Raw genomic sequence first — 15,205 nt, forward strand, 5'->3', positions numbered from 1 at the left:
CGGTTTATTATTATGCATTTAATGCATTTAATTTTAAAGCAAGTTTTGACTTTTTATTTGCTGCCTTGTTTTTGTGGATTACTCCCTTTGAAGCAGCCATATCTAAAGCTTTAGAAGCTTCTATGTAAGCTGCCTTAGCCTCATCAGCATTCTTTGCAACAACAGCAGCTTCGAACTTTTTGATTTTAGTCTTTAAAGCTGATTTAATCATTTTATTTCTTAGTGTCTTAGCTTCTATAACTCTTATTCTTTTTTGAGCTGATTTAATATTTGCCATTTATCTTCACCCCCTTTGATATAATAGGGTCTCAGCAGTTTTGGGGAAAACTCTGCACGAGTCGTTATTCAACAAATGATATTATAACATTAATAATTCATCACTTCAAGCATAATTTATCCATATTCATAATTTTTTATTAACTATTTTTAAAGATCATATTCTAATTTTTATCTCTCGAAAGAATGGAATAAATTATTCTTAATTTCAAACAATAAATATAGGTAAAAGCACATAAATTCTATTTTTAAATGTCATATTTAATTAAAGAAAGAGGTGGACATATGAGAAACATACGTACTGACTTAGCAGTAGAAGCTAGAGAGATATATAATGAAGAGAGCAATGGAAATCCTCAAGGGGTAGAATATAAAGAGTATTCAATTGGAGATGTTAGGGTAACAGATGTAACAATAACCAATGAAATTGGTGAACGTAATATGGGAAAGCCTAAAGGTACATATATAACTTTAGATTTACCGGAATTTGCTCACTATGATGGAGAAGCAAGAGATGAAGTTAGCAGAGCTATGGCTCAGGCTCTTGAAGGTATGATTAAGCTGGAAGATAGCATGACTACATTAGTGGTAGGATTAGGTAATTGGAATGTTACCCCCGATGCTTTGGGACCTAAAGTAGTATCGAAATTAATGATAACAAGGCACTTGAAAGAGTTGGTTCCTGATAGTATTGATGAAGGTATAAGGCCAGTTTGTGCAATAGCTCCAGGAGTATTAGGTATTACTGGTATAGAAACTTACGAAATTATAAAGGGTGTAGTAGAGAAAATTAAACCTAATTTAATAATATGTATAGATGCCTTAGCTTCAAGAAAAATGGAAAGAGTAAATAGAACTATACAAATTGGTAATACTGGAATATCACCAGGTTCTGGAGTAGGAAATAAGAGAATGGAGATAAGTGAAAGAACTTTAGGTATACGAACTTTAGCTATAGGTGTTCCTACAGTTGTGGACGCTGCCACTATGGCTAATGACACTATAGATATGGTGTTAGATGCTATGATTAAGGAATCAACTCCAGGTAGTAAATTTTATGAAATGCTACAGTCCATTGATAAAAATGAAAAGGGAAGAATGATTAGAGAAGTATTAGATCCTTATGTAGGAAATCTTATGGTTACTCCAAAGGAAGTTGATATGGTTATAGACTCCTTATCTGTTATTTTAGCTAATGGTATTAATATAGCATTGCAACCTGCTTTGGATTTAGATGATATTAATAAATTTTTAAATTAAAAATAGGATAAATTACACTAAAGAGTTAAAAGCTGGGAAGAAAAATAAGTGAAAATCTCTTTTAGAGCTATTAATCGAGATAAAGATCTACTTGGTTGGTAGCTCTAAAATTTAGCTTTAAATAAAATATGTTAATTATCTCCTTTATATAGGCATATATAAACTCACCTATTAATATATTTAAGTAGATTTACTAAAGAAAGTGGTGAGGTTTATGTTATATGGGGGAACCATAAAGCAGAACAACAATTCTAAAGTTTTTATTGCTACAGTAATATCACTATTTATATTGATTGTTGTAACTGTGTATGGTTTTAAAGTACTTTTTTTAAATAATGCTAATAACAGAAGATACAACAGTGTACTTTATGCTCAGGTAATTAATCATTCTATGCCTGTGATTGAGGTAACAACCTTTGAAGAAGAAGCATTGGCGGAAAACAATATCACTATACAGGGAGAGGTTTTAAAGCTGTTAGGGATAGATATGAGTAATCCTATATCTATATTGGCTAGAGAGATTTCCTTTTTTAAAACTATTTCTATTAATGAAAATATAGGAACTTCCACAGTTGACCCAACTTATGCAATAAGTCCTTTTAATTTATCAGAAGGACAAATTACTGCAAGTTCCAATGAAGTAGTAAATAACAGTGTCTCTAGGGGAAACTCCGGCAATATAGTGGATGTGACTAATCCAGCTTTAAAACAAAATTTAGACCCGGCAAAACCAAGGGTTTTAATTTATCACACCCATACTACAGAGTCATTTTCTCCTAATGGCAATTATAATTCAGATCAAAGTAAAAACATTGTGGACATAGGTGAAGATGTAAAGGCGGAATTAGAAAATAATTATGGTATTTCTGTTATACATGATAAAACTGTACATGATTCTAATATCAATAAATCCTATAGCAATTCAAGGATAACCTTAGAAAATTATTTGAATCAATATAAGGATTTTGACTTGATTATAGACATGCATAGAGATGCTGTTTACAGCAAAAACAGTGTTACAATAACCATGAATGGAGAAAGTGTAGCTAAAATAATGTTTGTGCTAACAAAAAAGAATCCATCTTTTAGTAAAAATCAAGCCCTTGTAAATGAACTTATAAAAATAAGCGATAATTTATTTCCTGGTTTTTGCAGAGGAACTTATTACTATAATTACGGGAATAAGTATTTTAATCAAGATAAAAGTGGTAATGCAATTCTTATAGAAGTGGGAGCAAATATAAATACCCACCAAGAGGCTAAAAATTCCGCCAAGTATACAGCTAGAATTATAGCTGAGTATTTAAGTAAGCAAAAATAGCCTTGGTCAATTGCTAAAAGTTGAAATTAATGTTTTATAATTGAATAAAAATTAAGAAATAAGAGCATCCTTATAGGTGGTTAATATACTAGGGGGTGTTCTTTTATTTTGATAGGTAGAAAATATACAATAGTGTTATGGTTAAGTCTAATTGTTGTATTAATAGGAATTTTAAAAGTAAATATAGAAATTAACAGAATAAATGGTAAGGCATACGATGAAGAAACATATAAAAATGTTTATTCAGATAGTGATCATAGGGCAGATGCCTATGCAGAGATTACTCTTGATAATAAAAGGGGAGTACAATTAAGGATGTATTATACTGCAGAGCCCTTTGATCTTAGGTTTTCCATCGGTAATAAAGTTATTTACATAAATAAAAGTATTTTTAATGGAAAGAAAGAAGAAACTAAGGTTAGCTCCCAGCAACAGTAAGAAATCTAGGAAGCTTGAAGGAAAATCACTTGTTATTGACAGCAACTAAGGTGTCTATGATATAATTTAACTTGATTTAGGCAAGAATAGTCTTTATAGGATAATATGAACTAATCCATTTAAAGCAGATTTTGAACTTGAGTAGTTACATATATACTAATGCTATTTCAATAATGGGGGTGAAGATTTCCCAAGAGAAAGTTTTGGGAAATATAAGATGAAGAGCGATAGACAGAAACATATAAGAAACTTTTGCATTATAGCACATATAGATCATGGAAAATCAACATTAGCAGATAGATTGTTAGAGAAAACAGGTACTCTAACTGAAAGAGAGATGGAAAATCAAGTACTAGACAATATGGAATTGGAAAAAGAGAGAGGAATAACTATTAAAGCTCAGGCTGCTAGATTGGTATATAAGAGCAAAGATGGAAAAGAATACATATTAAACTTAATAGATACACCAGGACATGTAGACTTTAACTATGAGGTTTCAAGAAGTTTGGCTGCTTGTGAAGGAGCCATATTAGTAGTAGATGCTACTCAAGGTATTCAAGCACAGACATTAGCTAATTGCTATTTAGCCTTAGATCATGACTTGGAAATTATTCCGGTAATAAATAAAATTGATTTACCTAGTGCTAGACCGGAGGAGGTAAAACAAGAAATCGAAGATATCATAGGTCTGGATGCAGAAGATGCACCAATGATATCTGCAAAGTCCGGTTTAAACATAGATCAAGTTTTAGAAAGCATAGTAGAGAAATTGCCATCGCCAGAAGGTGATGAAAATGCGCCTTTGAGAGCTTTGATATTTGATTCTTACTATGACAGCTATAAAGGTGTTGTTTGCTACGTAGCAGTTAAAGAAGGTACTGTTAAGCCTGGAACTAAGATCAAGCTAATGGCTACTGGCAAGTCTTATGAAGTTACAGAATTAGGAGTTTTTGCACCTGGTTTTATGCCTATGCAAGAATTAAGGGCAGGAGATGTTGGATATATAACTGCTTCAATAAAAAATGTAAGAGATGCAAGGGTTGGAGATACCATTACTGAATTTTATAATCCTGCAGAAGAACCTTTACCAGGATACAGACCTGCAGTTCCAATGGTATATAGTGGTATATATCCTGTAGATGGTGCGGACTATGAAGAGTTGAGAGATGCTCTTGAAAAACTACAATTAAATGACGCAGCCTTGCAATTTGAACCAGAAACTTCCTTAGCTTTAGGTTTTGGTTTTAGATGTGGATTTTTAGGACTTCTTCATATGGAAATAATTCAAGAGAGAATAGAGAGGGAATATAATATTGATATTATAACCACTGCCCCTTCTGTTATTTATAAGGTAACAAAAACTAATGGAGAAGTAATTGAAATAACTAATCCTACAAATTTACCCGAACCTTCAGAAATACAATCTATGGAAGAGCCAATGGTTAAGGCTTCAATAATTACACCTTCTGATTATGTAGGAGCTGTAATGGAACTATGTCAAAATAGAAGAGGAACTTATATTGATATGAACTATATAGAGGCCACTAGAGCGGTGGTAAACTATGAATTACCTCTTAACGAAATTATATACGACTTTTTCGATACTTTAAAATCTAGGACTAGAGGTTATGCTTCCTTAGATTATGAGTTTAAAGGATATAAGGAAACAAAGCTTGTTAAGCTTGATATATTACTAAATGGTGATATAGTTGATGCTCTATCAATGATTGTACCAGCAGACAGAGCTTACACTAAGGGTAGAAATATGACAGAAAAGCTAAAGGAATTAATACCAAGGCAGATGTTTGAAATTCCTATTCAAGCAGCTATAGGCTCTAAAATTATAGCAAGAGAGACTGTTAAAGCTATGAGAAAAGACGTGTTAGCTAAATGTTACGGAGGAGATATTACTAGAAAGAAAAAACTACTAGAAAAGCAGAAGGAAGGAAAGAAGAGAATGAGGCAGGTTGGTTCTGTAGAAGTGCCTCAAGAAGCTTTCATGGCTGTTTTAAAGGTAGAATAGGAGGATAAAATTATGGGTGTAGGCTTATATATACACATACCATTTTGTAAGAGTAAATGCATGTATTGTGATTTTTGCTCTTTCAGTGGTAAGGAAAATATGATGATAGATTACACCCATGCTCTCTGCAAAGAAATACTTTTAGCCGGTAAAGGCAAAAATATAGAAACAGTTTTTATAGGTGGGGGAACTCCCACCTATTTGTGTTTAGAGGCATGGGAATTAATTGGAAATTGCTTAAAAGAACTAAATATTAGTGATAAGGCTGAATTTACAGTGGAATGTAATCCAGGTACTATTGATATTGACAAGCTTAAAATGCTGAAAAAATTAGGTGTTAATAGAATAAGCATAGGACTTCAAGCTTGGCAAGATAATCTGTTAAAAAGTATAGGTAGAATTCACACAAGAGATGAATTTATAGATTGCTTTAATATGGTGAGGTCACAGGGTATTGATAATATTAATGTAGATATTATGTTTGGACTTCCTGATCAAAGGTTAAGTGATTTGAAAGAAACTGTAGAGGAGCTTTCTAAGCTTAATCCAGAACATATTTCCTGCTATAGCTTAATTGTGGAGGAGAATACGCCCTTTGGTAAATTATATGAAAAAGGTCGACTTAAACTTCCTGATGAAGACTTAGAGAGAGAAATGTATGACGAAGCAGTAAAACTTCTTGAGCAAAAGGGATATAAGCAATATGAGATTTCAAATTTCTCAAAGGATGGTTTCCAATGTAAGCATAATATTAAATATTGGAAGACAGAGGAGTATGTAGCTTGCGGCCTTGCAGCTCATGGATATGTGGATGGAATAAGGTATAGAAATGAAGAAAATATTAAAAAATATATTAGAACGGTAAATGAATTAGGCCTTTCAGTGGTTGAAAGTTATAAGAATACAAAAGAAGATGATATAGAAGAATTTATGTTTATGGGTTTAAGAATGTTAGAAGGGGTGTCTGAGGATGAGTTTTATAATAGATTTGGTTTATCTTTATGGGATTTATATGGAGAGGTAATTACCAAATTTATAAAGATAAATTATCTAGAGTATAAAGATAGGCATATTTCAATAAATCCTAAAGCCTTAGGCATATCTAACAGTATAATGTGTGAATTTATTTTAGATAAAAATTGAAAAATGTTATAAATTTCTATAAAGCATAATAATTTAAAGAAAAAATGAGATTATGGAAGGTTTTAATTTATAAATCACTATATTTATATTAAACTTCTATATAATAATTTCAATATATAGTTGACAAAGAAAAATGATAATGGTATTTTTAAAACGTAGTGATTAGCACTCATCGTTATTGAGTGCTAACAAAGAGGTGAGCATATGGAAATTGATGATAGAAAACTAAAAATACTACAGGCTATTATCAGTGACTATATTAATACCGGTGAACCTGTAGGTTCTAGAACCATCGCTCGCAAATATGATTTGGGAGTAAGTTCAGCCACTATAAGAAATGAAATGGCTGATTTAGAAGAGATGGGGTATATTGAACAACTTTATACTTCTTCTGGGAGAAAACCTTCTGATAAAGGTTATAGGCTATTTGTGGATAAATTAATGAAAACCCATGAGCTTACTGCAGAAGAAGACTTGTTTATAAAGAATATGTTGCTTAATGCTGCTTTATTTGAAGTGGAAAAAGTAATTAGGCAAGCAAGTGTAGTATTATCAAGATTGACACAACTAACTTGTGTAGTTAAAACTCCATCCGTTAAGAAAAGTTACCTAAGGGCAATCCAATTAGTTAATATTGATAATAACAATATGTTATTGGTTATTGTTACTGATAGTGGAATAATTAAGAATAGTATGATAAAAGTGAAAGGTCCTGTTAGTTCAGATATACTTATTAGATTGAATAATATGCTTAATACTAGATTGAGAAATTTGACCATAGAGGATATAAATCTTGAAGTTATCAATAATATAAAAAATGATCTTAAAGGATATGATGATATATTTAATGCAATTATTCCACCTCTTTATGATTGCTTAAATGAGGACAGTTGCGAAGTGTTAACAGAAGGAGAAACAAATATACTAAAGTACCCTGAATATAATGATATAAATAGGGCTAAGGAGTTTATATCTTTTTTAGATAATAAAGAGATAGTTAATAAATTAATTTCTGATTCTATAGATACAAAGGTTAGTATAGGAGAAGAAAACTATATTCCAGAGGCTAAAGATTACAGTATTATTTCTAAAGCCTATGGAAAAGATGGAAAAATTTTAGGATCCATTGGAATTATTGGTCCTACTCGAATGCAGTATTCAAAGGTTATTTCCTTATTAAATAAAGTTATTGAACTTTTGAATGAGAACTTAAAACATTATGATAATTGGTGAAGTATACTACATAAATGTAGTAAAAATGGAGGTGCGGTATGACTAAAAAAGTCAAATATGAAGGGGAAGAAAAGGTAACTGTTGATGAGTCAACTGACAATAAGGATATGAATAATGAAAATGAAAATGAAACTGTAACTGAGGCAGAAGTGAGAGAAGATCAAGAATTTGAGGCTATAAATGAAGAGGAAGTAAAATCTGATGAAACTCAGTGCTGCAAGAAGCTAGAGGAAGAAAATAAAAAGCTTAAAGATGATCTAACTAGAGTTTCTAATGAATTAGAAACTCTTAAGGATAGATTGATTCGAACTACTGCTGAATATGAAAACTTTAGAAAAAGAACTGCTAAAGAAAAAGAGGGAATTTACACCGATGCTTGCATTGACGTATTAAAGAATATATTACCTGTGGCAGATAACTTAGAAAGAGCTCTTATTGCAGATGGTAGCCTTGAGGATATGAAAAAAGGTATAGAAATGACCTTAAGACAGTTCAAAGATGCTCTAGAAAAATTAGGGGTAACAGAAATACCTACAGATGGAGAATTTGATCCTAATTTACATGATGCTATGATGCATATAGAAGATGAAAACTATGGAAAAAATGTTATTGCTGAAGTATTCCAAAAAGGCTACATGAGGGGAGACAAAGTTATCAGACATAGTATGGTTAAAGTAGCAAATTAATGGCTTGAAATTATAGAATGACAACATAAATTTAGGTTAAATAAGCTTTAAGAAATTGAATTTTTGTAGAGTTTAAGGAGGAAAAATTAAATGGGAAAAGTAATAGGTATTGATTTAGGAACTACTAACTCATGTGTAGCAGTTATGGAAGGTGGAGAACCGGTAGTTATAGCAAACGCAGAAGGTTCTAGAACTACACCATCCGTTGTTTCTTTCCAGGCTAATGGTGAAAGATTAGTTGGTCAAGTAGCTAAAAGACAGGCTATAACAAATCCAGATAAGACTATAATATCAATAAAGAGATATATGGGAACAGACCATAAGGTAAATATTGATGGTAAGGAATATACACCTCAAGAAATTTCTGCTATGATTCTTCAAAAGATTAAAGCAGATGCAGAAGCTTATTTAGGAGAGCCTGTAACTCAAGCGGTTATAACTGTTCCAGCATATTTTAACGACAGCCAAAGACAGGCTACAAAAGACGCTGGTAAAATTGCAGGATTAGAAGTATTAAGAATAATAAATGAACCTACAGCAGCATCTCTTGCTTATGGATTAGATAAAACAGATTCAAGCCAAAAAATCTTTGTTTATGACCTTGGTGGAGGTACTTTTGACGTTTCTATCTTAGAATTAGGTGACGGTGTATTTGAAGTAAAGGCTACTAATGGTAACACAAAACTTGGAGGAGACGACTTTGACCAGAGAATTATGGACTATATAGCTGATACCTTCAAGGCTGACACTGGTATAGAGTTAAGAAATGATAAAATGGCATTACAAAGATTAAAAGAAGCTGCAGAAAAGGCCAAGATTGAATTATCATCCTCAATGCAGACTAACATAAATCTTCCATTCATAACAGCAGATGCTACTGGTCCTAAGCATATAGATATGAATTTAACAAGAGCTAAATTTAATGAACTTACTCATGACTTAGTAGAAGCAACAATTGAGCCAATGAGAAAGGCTTTAGATGATGCTAAATTAACTATAAATGATATAGATAAGGTAATATTGGTTGGTGGTTCTACTAGAATTCCAGCAGTACAGGAAGCTGTTAAGAACTTTACTGGAAAAGAACCTTCAAAGGGTGTAAATCCAGATGAATGTGTAGCAGTAGGTGCAGCTATTCAGGCTGGTGTTTTAACTGGAGATGTAAAGGACATTCTTCTTCTAGATGTAACTCCATTAACTCTTGGTATTGAAACTATGGGAGGAATTGCAACTCCATTAATTCCAAGAAATACTACAATTCCTACAAGAAAGAGCCAGATATTCTCCACTGCTGCAGATGGTCAGACATCCGTTGAAATACATGTAGTTCAGGGTGAAAGACAAATGGCTGCAGATAATAAGACTCTTGGAAGATTCACATTATCTGGTATAGCTCCAGCTCCAAGAGGAGTTCCACAGATTGAAGTAACTTTTGATATAGATGCTAACGGTATAGTTAACGTTTCTGCTAAGGATAAGGGAACAGGAAAAGAAGCTAACATTACTATAACTGCTTCTACAAATCTAAGTGATGAAGAAATTGATAGAGCTGTTAAGGAAGCAGAAAGATATGCTGAAGAAGATAAAAAGAGAAAAGAAGCTATCGAAGCTAAGAATAATGCTGATCAGATAGTATATCAGACAGAAAAAACATTAAATGAACTTGGTGATAAGGTATCTGCAGAAGACAAAGCTAAGATCGAAAGTAAGTTACAAGCTCTTAAGTCTGTTAAAGATGGCGATAATGTAGAGGCTATAAAGAAGGCTACAGAAGAATTAACTCAAGAATTCTATGCAATATCTTCAAAGTTATACGCTAATGCAGATCCTAGTGCTCAAGGTTTTGATCCAAACAACATGGGAGGCGCTGCAAATAATGCAGGAAATTCAGCATCTCAGGAAGATAATGTTGTGGATGCAGATTTCAAAGTAGATGACAAATAAGTAATATAAAAATCTACTAAGGGGAGAGGGCGAAAATACCCTTTCCCTATTTTAGATTTAAGTATATAATGAATAGGTTGAGATTGTATTAGGTGGTGAAATGCGGATGGCAAATAAAGATTACTATGAAATACTAGGATTATCAAAGGGTGCCAGTGATGATGAGATTAAAAAAGCTTTTAGAAAGTTAGCAATCCAATACCATCCCGATAAGAATAAGGGAAATAAAGAGGCTGAGGAAAAATTTAAAGAGATTAACGAAGCCTATCAAGTATTATCAGATCCAGAAAAAAGGGCTAGGTACGATCAATTTGGTACTGCAGACTTCCAAGGCGGTTTCGATGGTTTTGGCGGTTTTGATTTTTCTGATATGGGCTTTGGAGATATTTTTGAAAGCTTCTTTGGAGGAGGATTTTCAGGTAGGAGAAGGAAAGATGCACCTCAAAAGGGTGATGATATAGAAATGACCCTTAAGCTTACTTTTGAAGAAGCGGTATTTGGGGTTGAAAAAGAGATTAACGTAACCCGTCATGAAACTTGTGAAACCTGTGGCGGTAATGGAGCGAAACCTGGAACAAGCCCTATTAGCTGTGATAGATGTGGTGGTACAGGTCAAATAAGGATACAGAGAGCTACTCCATTGGGAAGCTTTGTAACTACATCACATTGCGATAAGTGTGGAGGAAAAGGAAAAATCATCAATGATCCATGTCCTACATGTAAAGGTAAAGGTAAGGAAAGAAAGCACAGAAAGATAAAGGTTAATATACCTGCTGGTGTTGATAATGATAATATCATTCCATTGAGAGGACAAGGAGAACATGGCGTTAATGGAGGACCTCCAGGAGACTTATATATAGGATTAAAAGTTGCCTCTCACCCAGTATTTAAAAGAAAAGGTGTGGATATTTATATTGACGCTCATATTAGTTTCGCACAAGCTGCCTTAGGAACAGAATTAAAAGTGCCTACCGTTGATGGAGATGTTAAGTATAGTGTTCCTGCAGGAACTCAACCAGGTACCATTTTTAGATTAAAAGGTAAGGGTGTACCTAGAGTTAATTCATCTGGTAGAGGAGATCAATATGTTAATATAATAGTGGATGTGCCTAAGTCACTAAACGAAAAACAAGTGGAAGCGCTGAAGCTATTTATGGAGGCCAGTGGAGAACAATGGGATCAAACTAAGGAAACAAAAAAAGGTAGTATTTTTAAAGGGAAAATATTTGGGAAAGATAAATAGAGATTTTAATTAGTATGTTAAAGTTCAGAGATTTTCTCTGAACTTTTATCCATCTTTTATGTTTAAAATAATTAACTATAGATAAAACTTAGATAAATATGATAGTATTTTATTTATAGATGAGAAGCATTACTTAGGAGGGGAAAAAATGAGCGGCAGATGGTATGAAGTTAAGGTAGTTACAAAGAGTGAAGCCATAGAGCCAATAAGCGGTATTTTTTATGGTATGGATGTAAAGGGTGTATCAGTGGAGGATCCTAACGATATACTTAATAGGGAACAAGGACCGCTAACCTGGGATTTTGCAGATATAAATATTTTAGAATATGGTGGCAAAGCTGCGGTGGTTAGAGGTTATTTTAATGAAAGTGAAAGCGAGGAAGAGCTTCTATCCTATGTTAAAGAAAAAGTTCAAGAGTTAATTGATATGGGAATAGATGTGGGAGAAGGTACTGTAACCTGCCAATTGGTAAAGGAAGAAGACTGGGCTAACAACTGGAAAAAGTATTACAAGCCTACAAAAATAGGAGGAAAAATAGTTATAAAGCCTGTTTGGGAAGAATATCAAGTTTCTGAAAATGAACTGCTTGTTGAGTTGGATCCAGGTATGGCTTTTGGTACAGGTACCCATGAAACAACAAGGATGTGTATATTAGCTTTAGAAAAGTATGTAAAGGCTGATACCACTGTCTTTGATATTGGTACTGGTTCTGGAATTTTAGCTATTGCTGCAGCAAAGATGGGAGCAAATCATGTAGTAGGTGTGGATTTAGATCCTGTAGCTGTAGATTCTGCTAAAGAAAATGTAGCTTTAAACAATTTAAATAACATAGAAATACTTGAAGGTAATTTAATGGATGTAGTAGAAGGTAAAGGAGACTTAGTAGTAGCTAATATACTTGCAGAGATTATTATTGTTCTTGTGGATCAGGTGAAGGAATGCTTGAAAAAAGGTGGCATTTTTATAGCTTCAGGAATAATTAAGGAAAGAGAAAGTATGGTAGTTGAAAAATTAAAAAGTTCAGGTTTTGCTATTAAGGAAACCCTATATGATGGAGAATGGGTTTGCATAGTTTCTGAATATCTATAAGGAGATTGGTTATGCATAAGTTTTTCGTAACACCTAATAATATAATAGGAAAAAAAGCTATTATCGAAGGTGATGATGTTAAACATATATATAAGGTATTAAGATTGCAGGTTGGTGATAAAATCATAATTAATAATTCCCAAGGTCAAGAGTATTTAGGAAGCATCTCTGATATCAATAAAAGTTCTGTTACCGTTGATTTATTGGAGACTGTTGAGCATAATGCAGAAAGCAATATACAAATAGATTTGTATCAAGGTCTGCCTAAGTCTTCAAAAATGGATTATATAGTTCAGAAGGCTACAGAAATTGGAGTGAATTCCATTATTCCTATCATAACTGAAAGAGTAGTGGTTAAAAATGAGATTAGTGAATTTAAAAAAACGGATAGATGGAAGAGAATTGCATTGGAAGCTTGCAAGCAATGTAAGAGGACTCTAATTCCAGAAGTAAAGGGACCTATGATTTTTGGCGATCTTATTAAAAATCTAAAAGAGTATGACTTAATTGTAGTGCCTTATGAAAATAAAGAACACTATGGTATTAAGAAAATGTGCAAAAATATTAAGAATGAAATTAAAACTGTTGCTATAATAATAGGACCTGAAGGTGGCTTTGAAGAAGAGGAAATTAAGTCTATGGAAGCTATAGGAGCACATATTGTAACCTTAGGACCTAGAATTTTAAGAACAGAGACAGCAGGTATTGTAACTGCTGCTTTATTGCAATACGAATTGGGGGACTTAGGAGGAGTGAAAGAATGAAGGTAGCGTTTGCCACCTTGGGCTGCAGAGTTAATCAGTATGAATCTGAAGCCATGGCTGAAAAATTTATAAAAGATGGATATCAAGTAGTAAAATTTGATGATGTTGCAGATGTTTATGTCATAAATACCTGTACTGTTACAAATATGGGAGATAAAAAGTCTAGGCAGATGATAGGGCGTGCTAGAAGGCTTAATAATGATGCTGTAATAGCAGTGGTAGGATGCTATTCACAAGTGGCACCTGAGGAGGTTTCTTCCATAGAGGGTGTAGATGTAGTTTTAGGCAGTAGAAATAAGGGCGATATAGTATATTGGGTAAATAGAGCTAGAGATGAAAAAAGTAAAATAGTTCAGGTAAAGGATGTACTAAGAAACAAAGTTTTTGAAGATCTTAGTATAGAAACTTATCAGGATAGAACAAGGGCATTTTTAAAAATTCAAGATGGTTGCAATAGATTTTGCGCCTATTGTTTAATCCCTTATGCCCGTGGTAGTGTATGTAGTAAAAATCCAGAGAAGGTTATTGAAGAAGTAAAGGAACTTGCTAGCCATGGCTTTAAGGAAATTATTTTGTCAGGAATACATATAGCTTCTTATGGTGTAGATTTAGATGGAAATATAACTTTAGTAGATATATTAGAAAAAATTAATGAAATACCAGGTATTGAGAGAATACGAATCGGATCTATAGATCCAACCTTTTTTACTGAAGGTGTTATGGATAGAATAAGCAAGCTTGAAAAGCTATGTCCTCATTTTCATTTATCTATGCAAAGTGGATGCAATACTACTTTGAAGAGGATGAATAGACGCTATACTGCGGAGGAATATTTAAATATAGTAACTGAATTAAGAAGACGAATTCCGGATGTATCTATAACTACAGATGTAATTGTAGGTTTTCCAGGGGAAACAGAAGAGGAATTTGAAGAAACATATAATTTCTTAAAAAATATTAAGTTGAGCAAAACTCATGTATTTAAGTATAGTCCAAGAAAAGGTACTGCAGCAGCTAAGCTTAAAGATGATATAACTCCTGCTGAAAAGGAAAGAAGAAGCTCTGAGCTTATAAGTTTAAATAACGAAAACGAAAGAAACTTCATAGAAAACTTTATTGGAAAAGAGATGGGAGTTCTATATGAACAAAAATCCTCAAAGGGTGAAGGGTATTATGAGGGCTATACTCCTAATTATATTAAGGTGGTAACAGCCTTTGAAAATGATGAAGTAGTTGGTAAAATAATCAAAACAAAATTGGTAAAGGTTGAAGAAGAATTTGCATATGGAGAATTGGTAGAGTTATAATATGGTAAAGAGGAGGTGACTTTGTTGACAAACTGTATTTTTTGTAAAATAATTAATGGAGAAATTCCTTCTGAAAAAGTATTTGAAAATGAAAATGTAATTGCCTTTAAGGACATAAATCCAGCAGCACCGGTGCATATACTTATTATACCGAGGAAACATATTAGTAGTATAAATGATTTAGAAGAAAAAGATGCATGTATAATAGGAGAAATATTTCTTGCAGCTAAGGAAATAGCAAAAAAACTTGGTATTGCTGAAGATGGTTATAGAGTTGTTAGCAACTGTGGTGAAAAGGCTGGCCAGACTGTAATGCATTTGCATTATCATCTAATAGGTGGAAGATCCTTGAACTGGCCTCCAGGCTAACAAGAAAGAAATTTATTAAGGGTGCAAAGTTAATGAAATTCTTGACAGTTTGTCAGGATATAAGGTATAATATTCACTGTGTTATTTGTACCCAAAGGCTGATTTTAT

14 protein-coding genes are annotated in these 15,205 nt (G+C 33.0%); 13 read left to right on the forward strand and 1 reads right to left on the reverse strand.

Features of this window, described 5'->3' with window-relative positions:
* Positions 1-10: 10 nt before the first annotated feature.
* Positions 11-277 (reverse strand): 30S ribosomal protein S20, encoded by a 267-nt coding sequence (gene rpsT, locus N3C_RS02100; RefSeq protein ID WP_074364420.1) that lies wholly within the window; start codon positions 275-277, stop codon positions 11-13.
* Positions 278-561: 284 nt separating this feature from the next.
* Between rpsT and gpr the strand changes: the two genes are divergently transcribed.
* From gpr to N3C_RS02165, 13 genes are all read left to right on the forward strand, one after another.
* The gene (gene gpr / locus N3C_RS02105; RefSeq protein WP_074364421.1) at positions 562-1,536 is read left to right on the forward strand and encodes a GPR endopeptidase; all 975 of its coding nucleotides are present in this window, start codon (positions 562-564) and stop codon (positions 1,534-1,536) included.
* A gap of 214 nt (positions 1,537-1,750) precedes the next feature.
* Complete coding sequence (locus N3C_RS02110; RefSeq protein ID WP_074364422.1) at positions 1,751-2,857, forward strand: stage II sporulation protein P; 1,107 nt, start codon at positions 1,751-1,753, stop codon at positions 2,855-2,857.
* Between the two features lie 108 nt (positions 2,858-2,965).
* The gene (locus N3C_RS02115; RefSeq protein WP_074364423.1) at positions 2,966-3,295 is read left to right on the forward strand and encodes a hypothetical protein; all 330 of its coding nucleotides are present in this window, start codon (positions 2,966-2,968) and stop codon (positions 3,293-3,295) included.
* Positions 3,296-3,512: 217 nt separating this feature from the next.
* On the forward strand, positions 3,513-5,318 hold the full coding sequence (gene lepA, locus N3C_RS02120; RefSeq protein WP_074364424.1) for a translation elongation factor 4: 1,806 nt from the start codon (positions 3,513-3,515) through the stop codon (positions 5,316-5,318).
* Between the two features lie 12 nt (positions 5,319-5,330).
* Positions 5,331-6,461, forward strand: a complete 1,131-nt coding sequence (gene hemW, locus N3C_RS02125; protein ID WP_074364425.1) for a radical SAM family heme chaperone HemW — start codon at positions 5,331-5,333, stop codon at positions 6,459-6,461.
* Between the two features lie 204 nt (positions 6,462-6,665).
* Positions 6,666-7,694 carry a heat-inducible transcriptional repressor HrcA gene (hrcA, locus tag N3C_RS02130; protein WP_074364426.1) on the forward strand — a complete coding sequence of 343 codons (1,029 nt, stop codon included), beginning with the start codon at positions 6,666-6,668 and terminating at the stop codon, positions 7,692-7,694.
* A gap of 38 nt (positions 7,695-7,732) precedes the next feature.
* Positions 7,733-8,380, forward strand: a complete 648-nt coding sequence (grpE, locus tag N3C_RS02135) for a nucleotide exchange factor GrpE (RefSeq protein WP_074364427.1) — start codon at positions 7,733-7,735, stop codon at positions 8,378-8,380.
* A gap of 90 nt (positions 8,381-8,470) precedes the next feature.
* Positions 8,471-10,324 (forward strand): molecular chaperone DnaK, encoded by a 1,854-nt coding sequence (gene dnaK, locus N3C_RS02140; RefSeq protein WP_074364428.1) that lies wholly within the window; start codon positions 8,471-8,473, stop codon positions 10,322-10,324.
* A 106-nt stretch (positions 10,325-10,430) separates the two neighbouring features.
* Entirely contained in the window at positions 10,431-11,567 is a 1,137-nt protein-coding gene (gene dnaJ, locus N3C_RS02145) for a molecular chaperone DnaJ (protein WP_074364429.1), read from the forward strand.
* A 148-nt stretch (positions 11,568-11,715) separates the two neighbouring features.
* Complete coding sequence (prmA, locus tag N3C_RS02150) at positions 11,716-12,657, forward strand: 50S ribosomal protein L11 methyltransferase (RefSeq protein ID WP_074364430.1); 942 nt, start codon at positions 11,716-11,718, stop codon at positions 12,655-12,657.
* 11 nt (positions 12,658-12,668) lie between these two features.
* The gene (locus N3C_RS02155; RefSeq protein WP_074364431.1) at positions 12,669-13,421 is read left to right on the forward strand and encodes a 16S rRNA (uracil(1498)-N(3))-methyltransferase; all 753 of its coding nucleotides are present in this window, start codon (positions 12,669-12,671) and stop codon (positions 13,419-13,421) included.
* Positions 13,418-14,728: a tRNA (N(6)-L-threonylcarbamoyladenosine(37)-C(2))-methylthiotransferase MtaB gene (mtaB, locus tag N3C_RS02160; RefSeq protein ID WP_074364432.1), complete on the forward strand. Its 1,311-nt coding sequence runs from the start codon at positions 13,418-13,420 to the stop codon at positions 14,726-14,728. Before N3C_RS02155 ends, mtaB begins: the two co-directional genes overlap by 4 nt.
* Positions 14,729-14,752: 24 nt before the next feature.
* Positions 14,753-15,097 (forward strand): histidine triad nucleotide-binding protein, encoded by a 345-nt coding sequence (locus tag N3C_RS02165; RefSeq protein ID WP_074364433.1) that lies wholly within the window; start codon positions 14,753-14,755, stop codon positions 15,095-15,097.
* Positions 15,098-15,205 lie beyond the last annotated feature (108 nt).

It is taken from the genome of Clostridium sp. N3C (assembly GCF_900095445.1).
Lineage (GTDB): Bacteria > Bacillota > Clostridia > Clostridiales > Clostridiaceae > Clostridium_AU.

Bases quoted from the DNA above. Each gene is read 5' to 3' on its own strand.
- rpsT (WP_074364420.1), bottom strand. From the start codon at position 277: ATGGCAAATATTAAATCAGCTCAAAAAAGAATAAGAGTTATAGAAGCT.
- gpr (WP_074364421.1), top strand. From the start codon at position 562: ATGAGAAACATACGTACTGACTTAGCAGTAGAAGCTAGAGAGATATAT.
- N3C_RS02110 (WP_074364422.1), top strand. From the start codon at position 1,751: ATGTTATATGGGGGAACCATAAAGCAGAACAACAATTCTAAAGTTTTT.
- lepA (WP_074364424.1), top strand. From the start codon at position 3,513: ATGAAGAGCGATAGACAGAAACATATAAGAAACTTTTGCATTATAGCA.
- hemW (WP_074364425.1), top strand. From the start codon at position 5,331: ATGGGTGTAGGCTTATATATACACATACCATTTTGTAAGAGTAAATGC.
- hrcA (WP_074364426.1), top strand. From the start codon at position 6,666: ATGGAAATTGATGATAGAAAACTAAAAATACTACAGGCTATTATCAGT.
- grpE (WP_074364427.1), top strand. From the start codon at position 7,733: ATGACTAAAAAAGTCAAATATGAAGGGGAAGAAAAGGTAACTGTTGAT.
- dnaK (WP_074364428.1), top strand. From the start codon at position 8,471: ATGGGAAAAGTAATAGGTATTGATTTAGGAACTACTAACTCATGTGTA.
- dnaJ (WP_074364429.1), top strand. From the start codon at position 10,431: ATGGCAAATAAAGATTACTATGAAATACTAGGATTATCAAAGGGTGCC.
- prmA (WP_074364430.1), top strand. From the start codon at position 11,716: ATGAGCGGCAGATGGTATGAAGTTAAGGTAGTTACAAAGAGTGAAGCC.
- N3C_RS02155 (WP_074364431.1), top strand. From the start codon at position 12,669: ATGCATAAGTTTTTCGTAACACCTAATAATATAATAGGAAAAAAAGCT.
- mtaB (WP_074364432.1), top strand. From the start codon at position 13,418: ATGAAGGTAGCGTTTGCCACCTTGGGCTGCAGAGTTAATCAGTATGAA.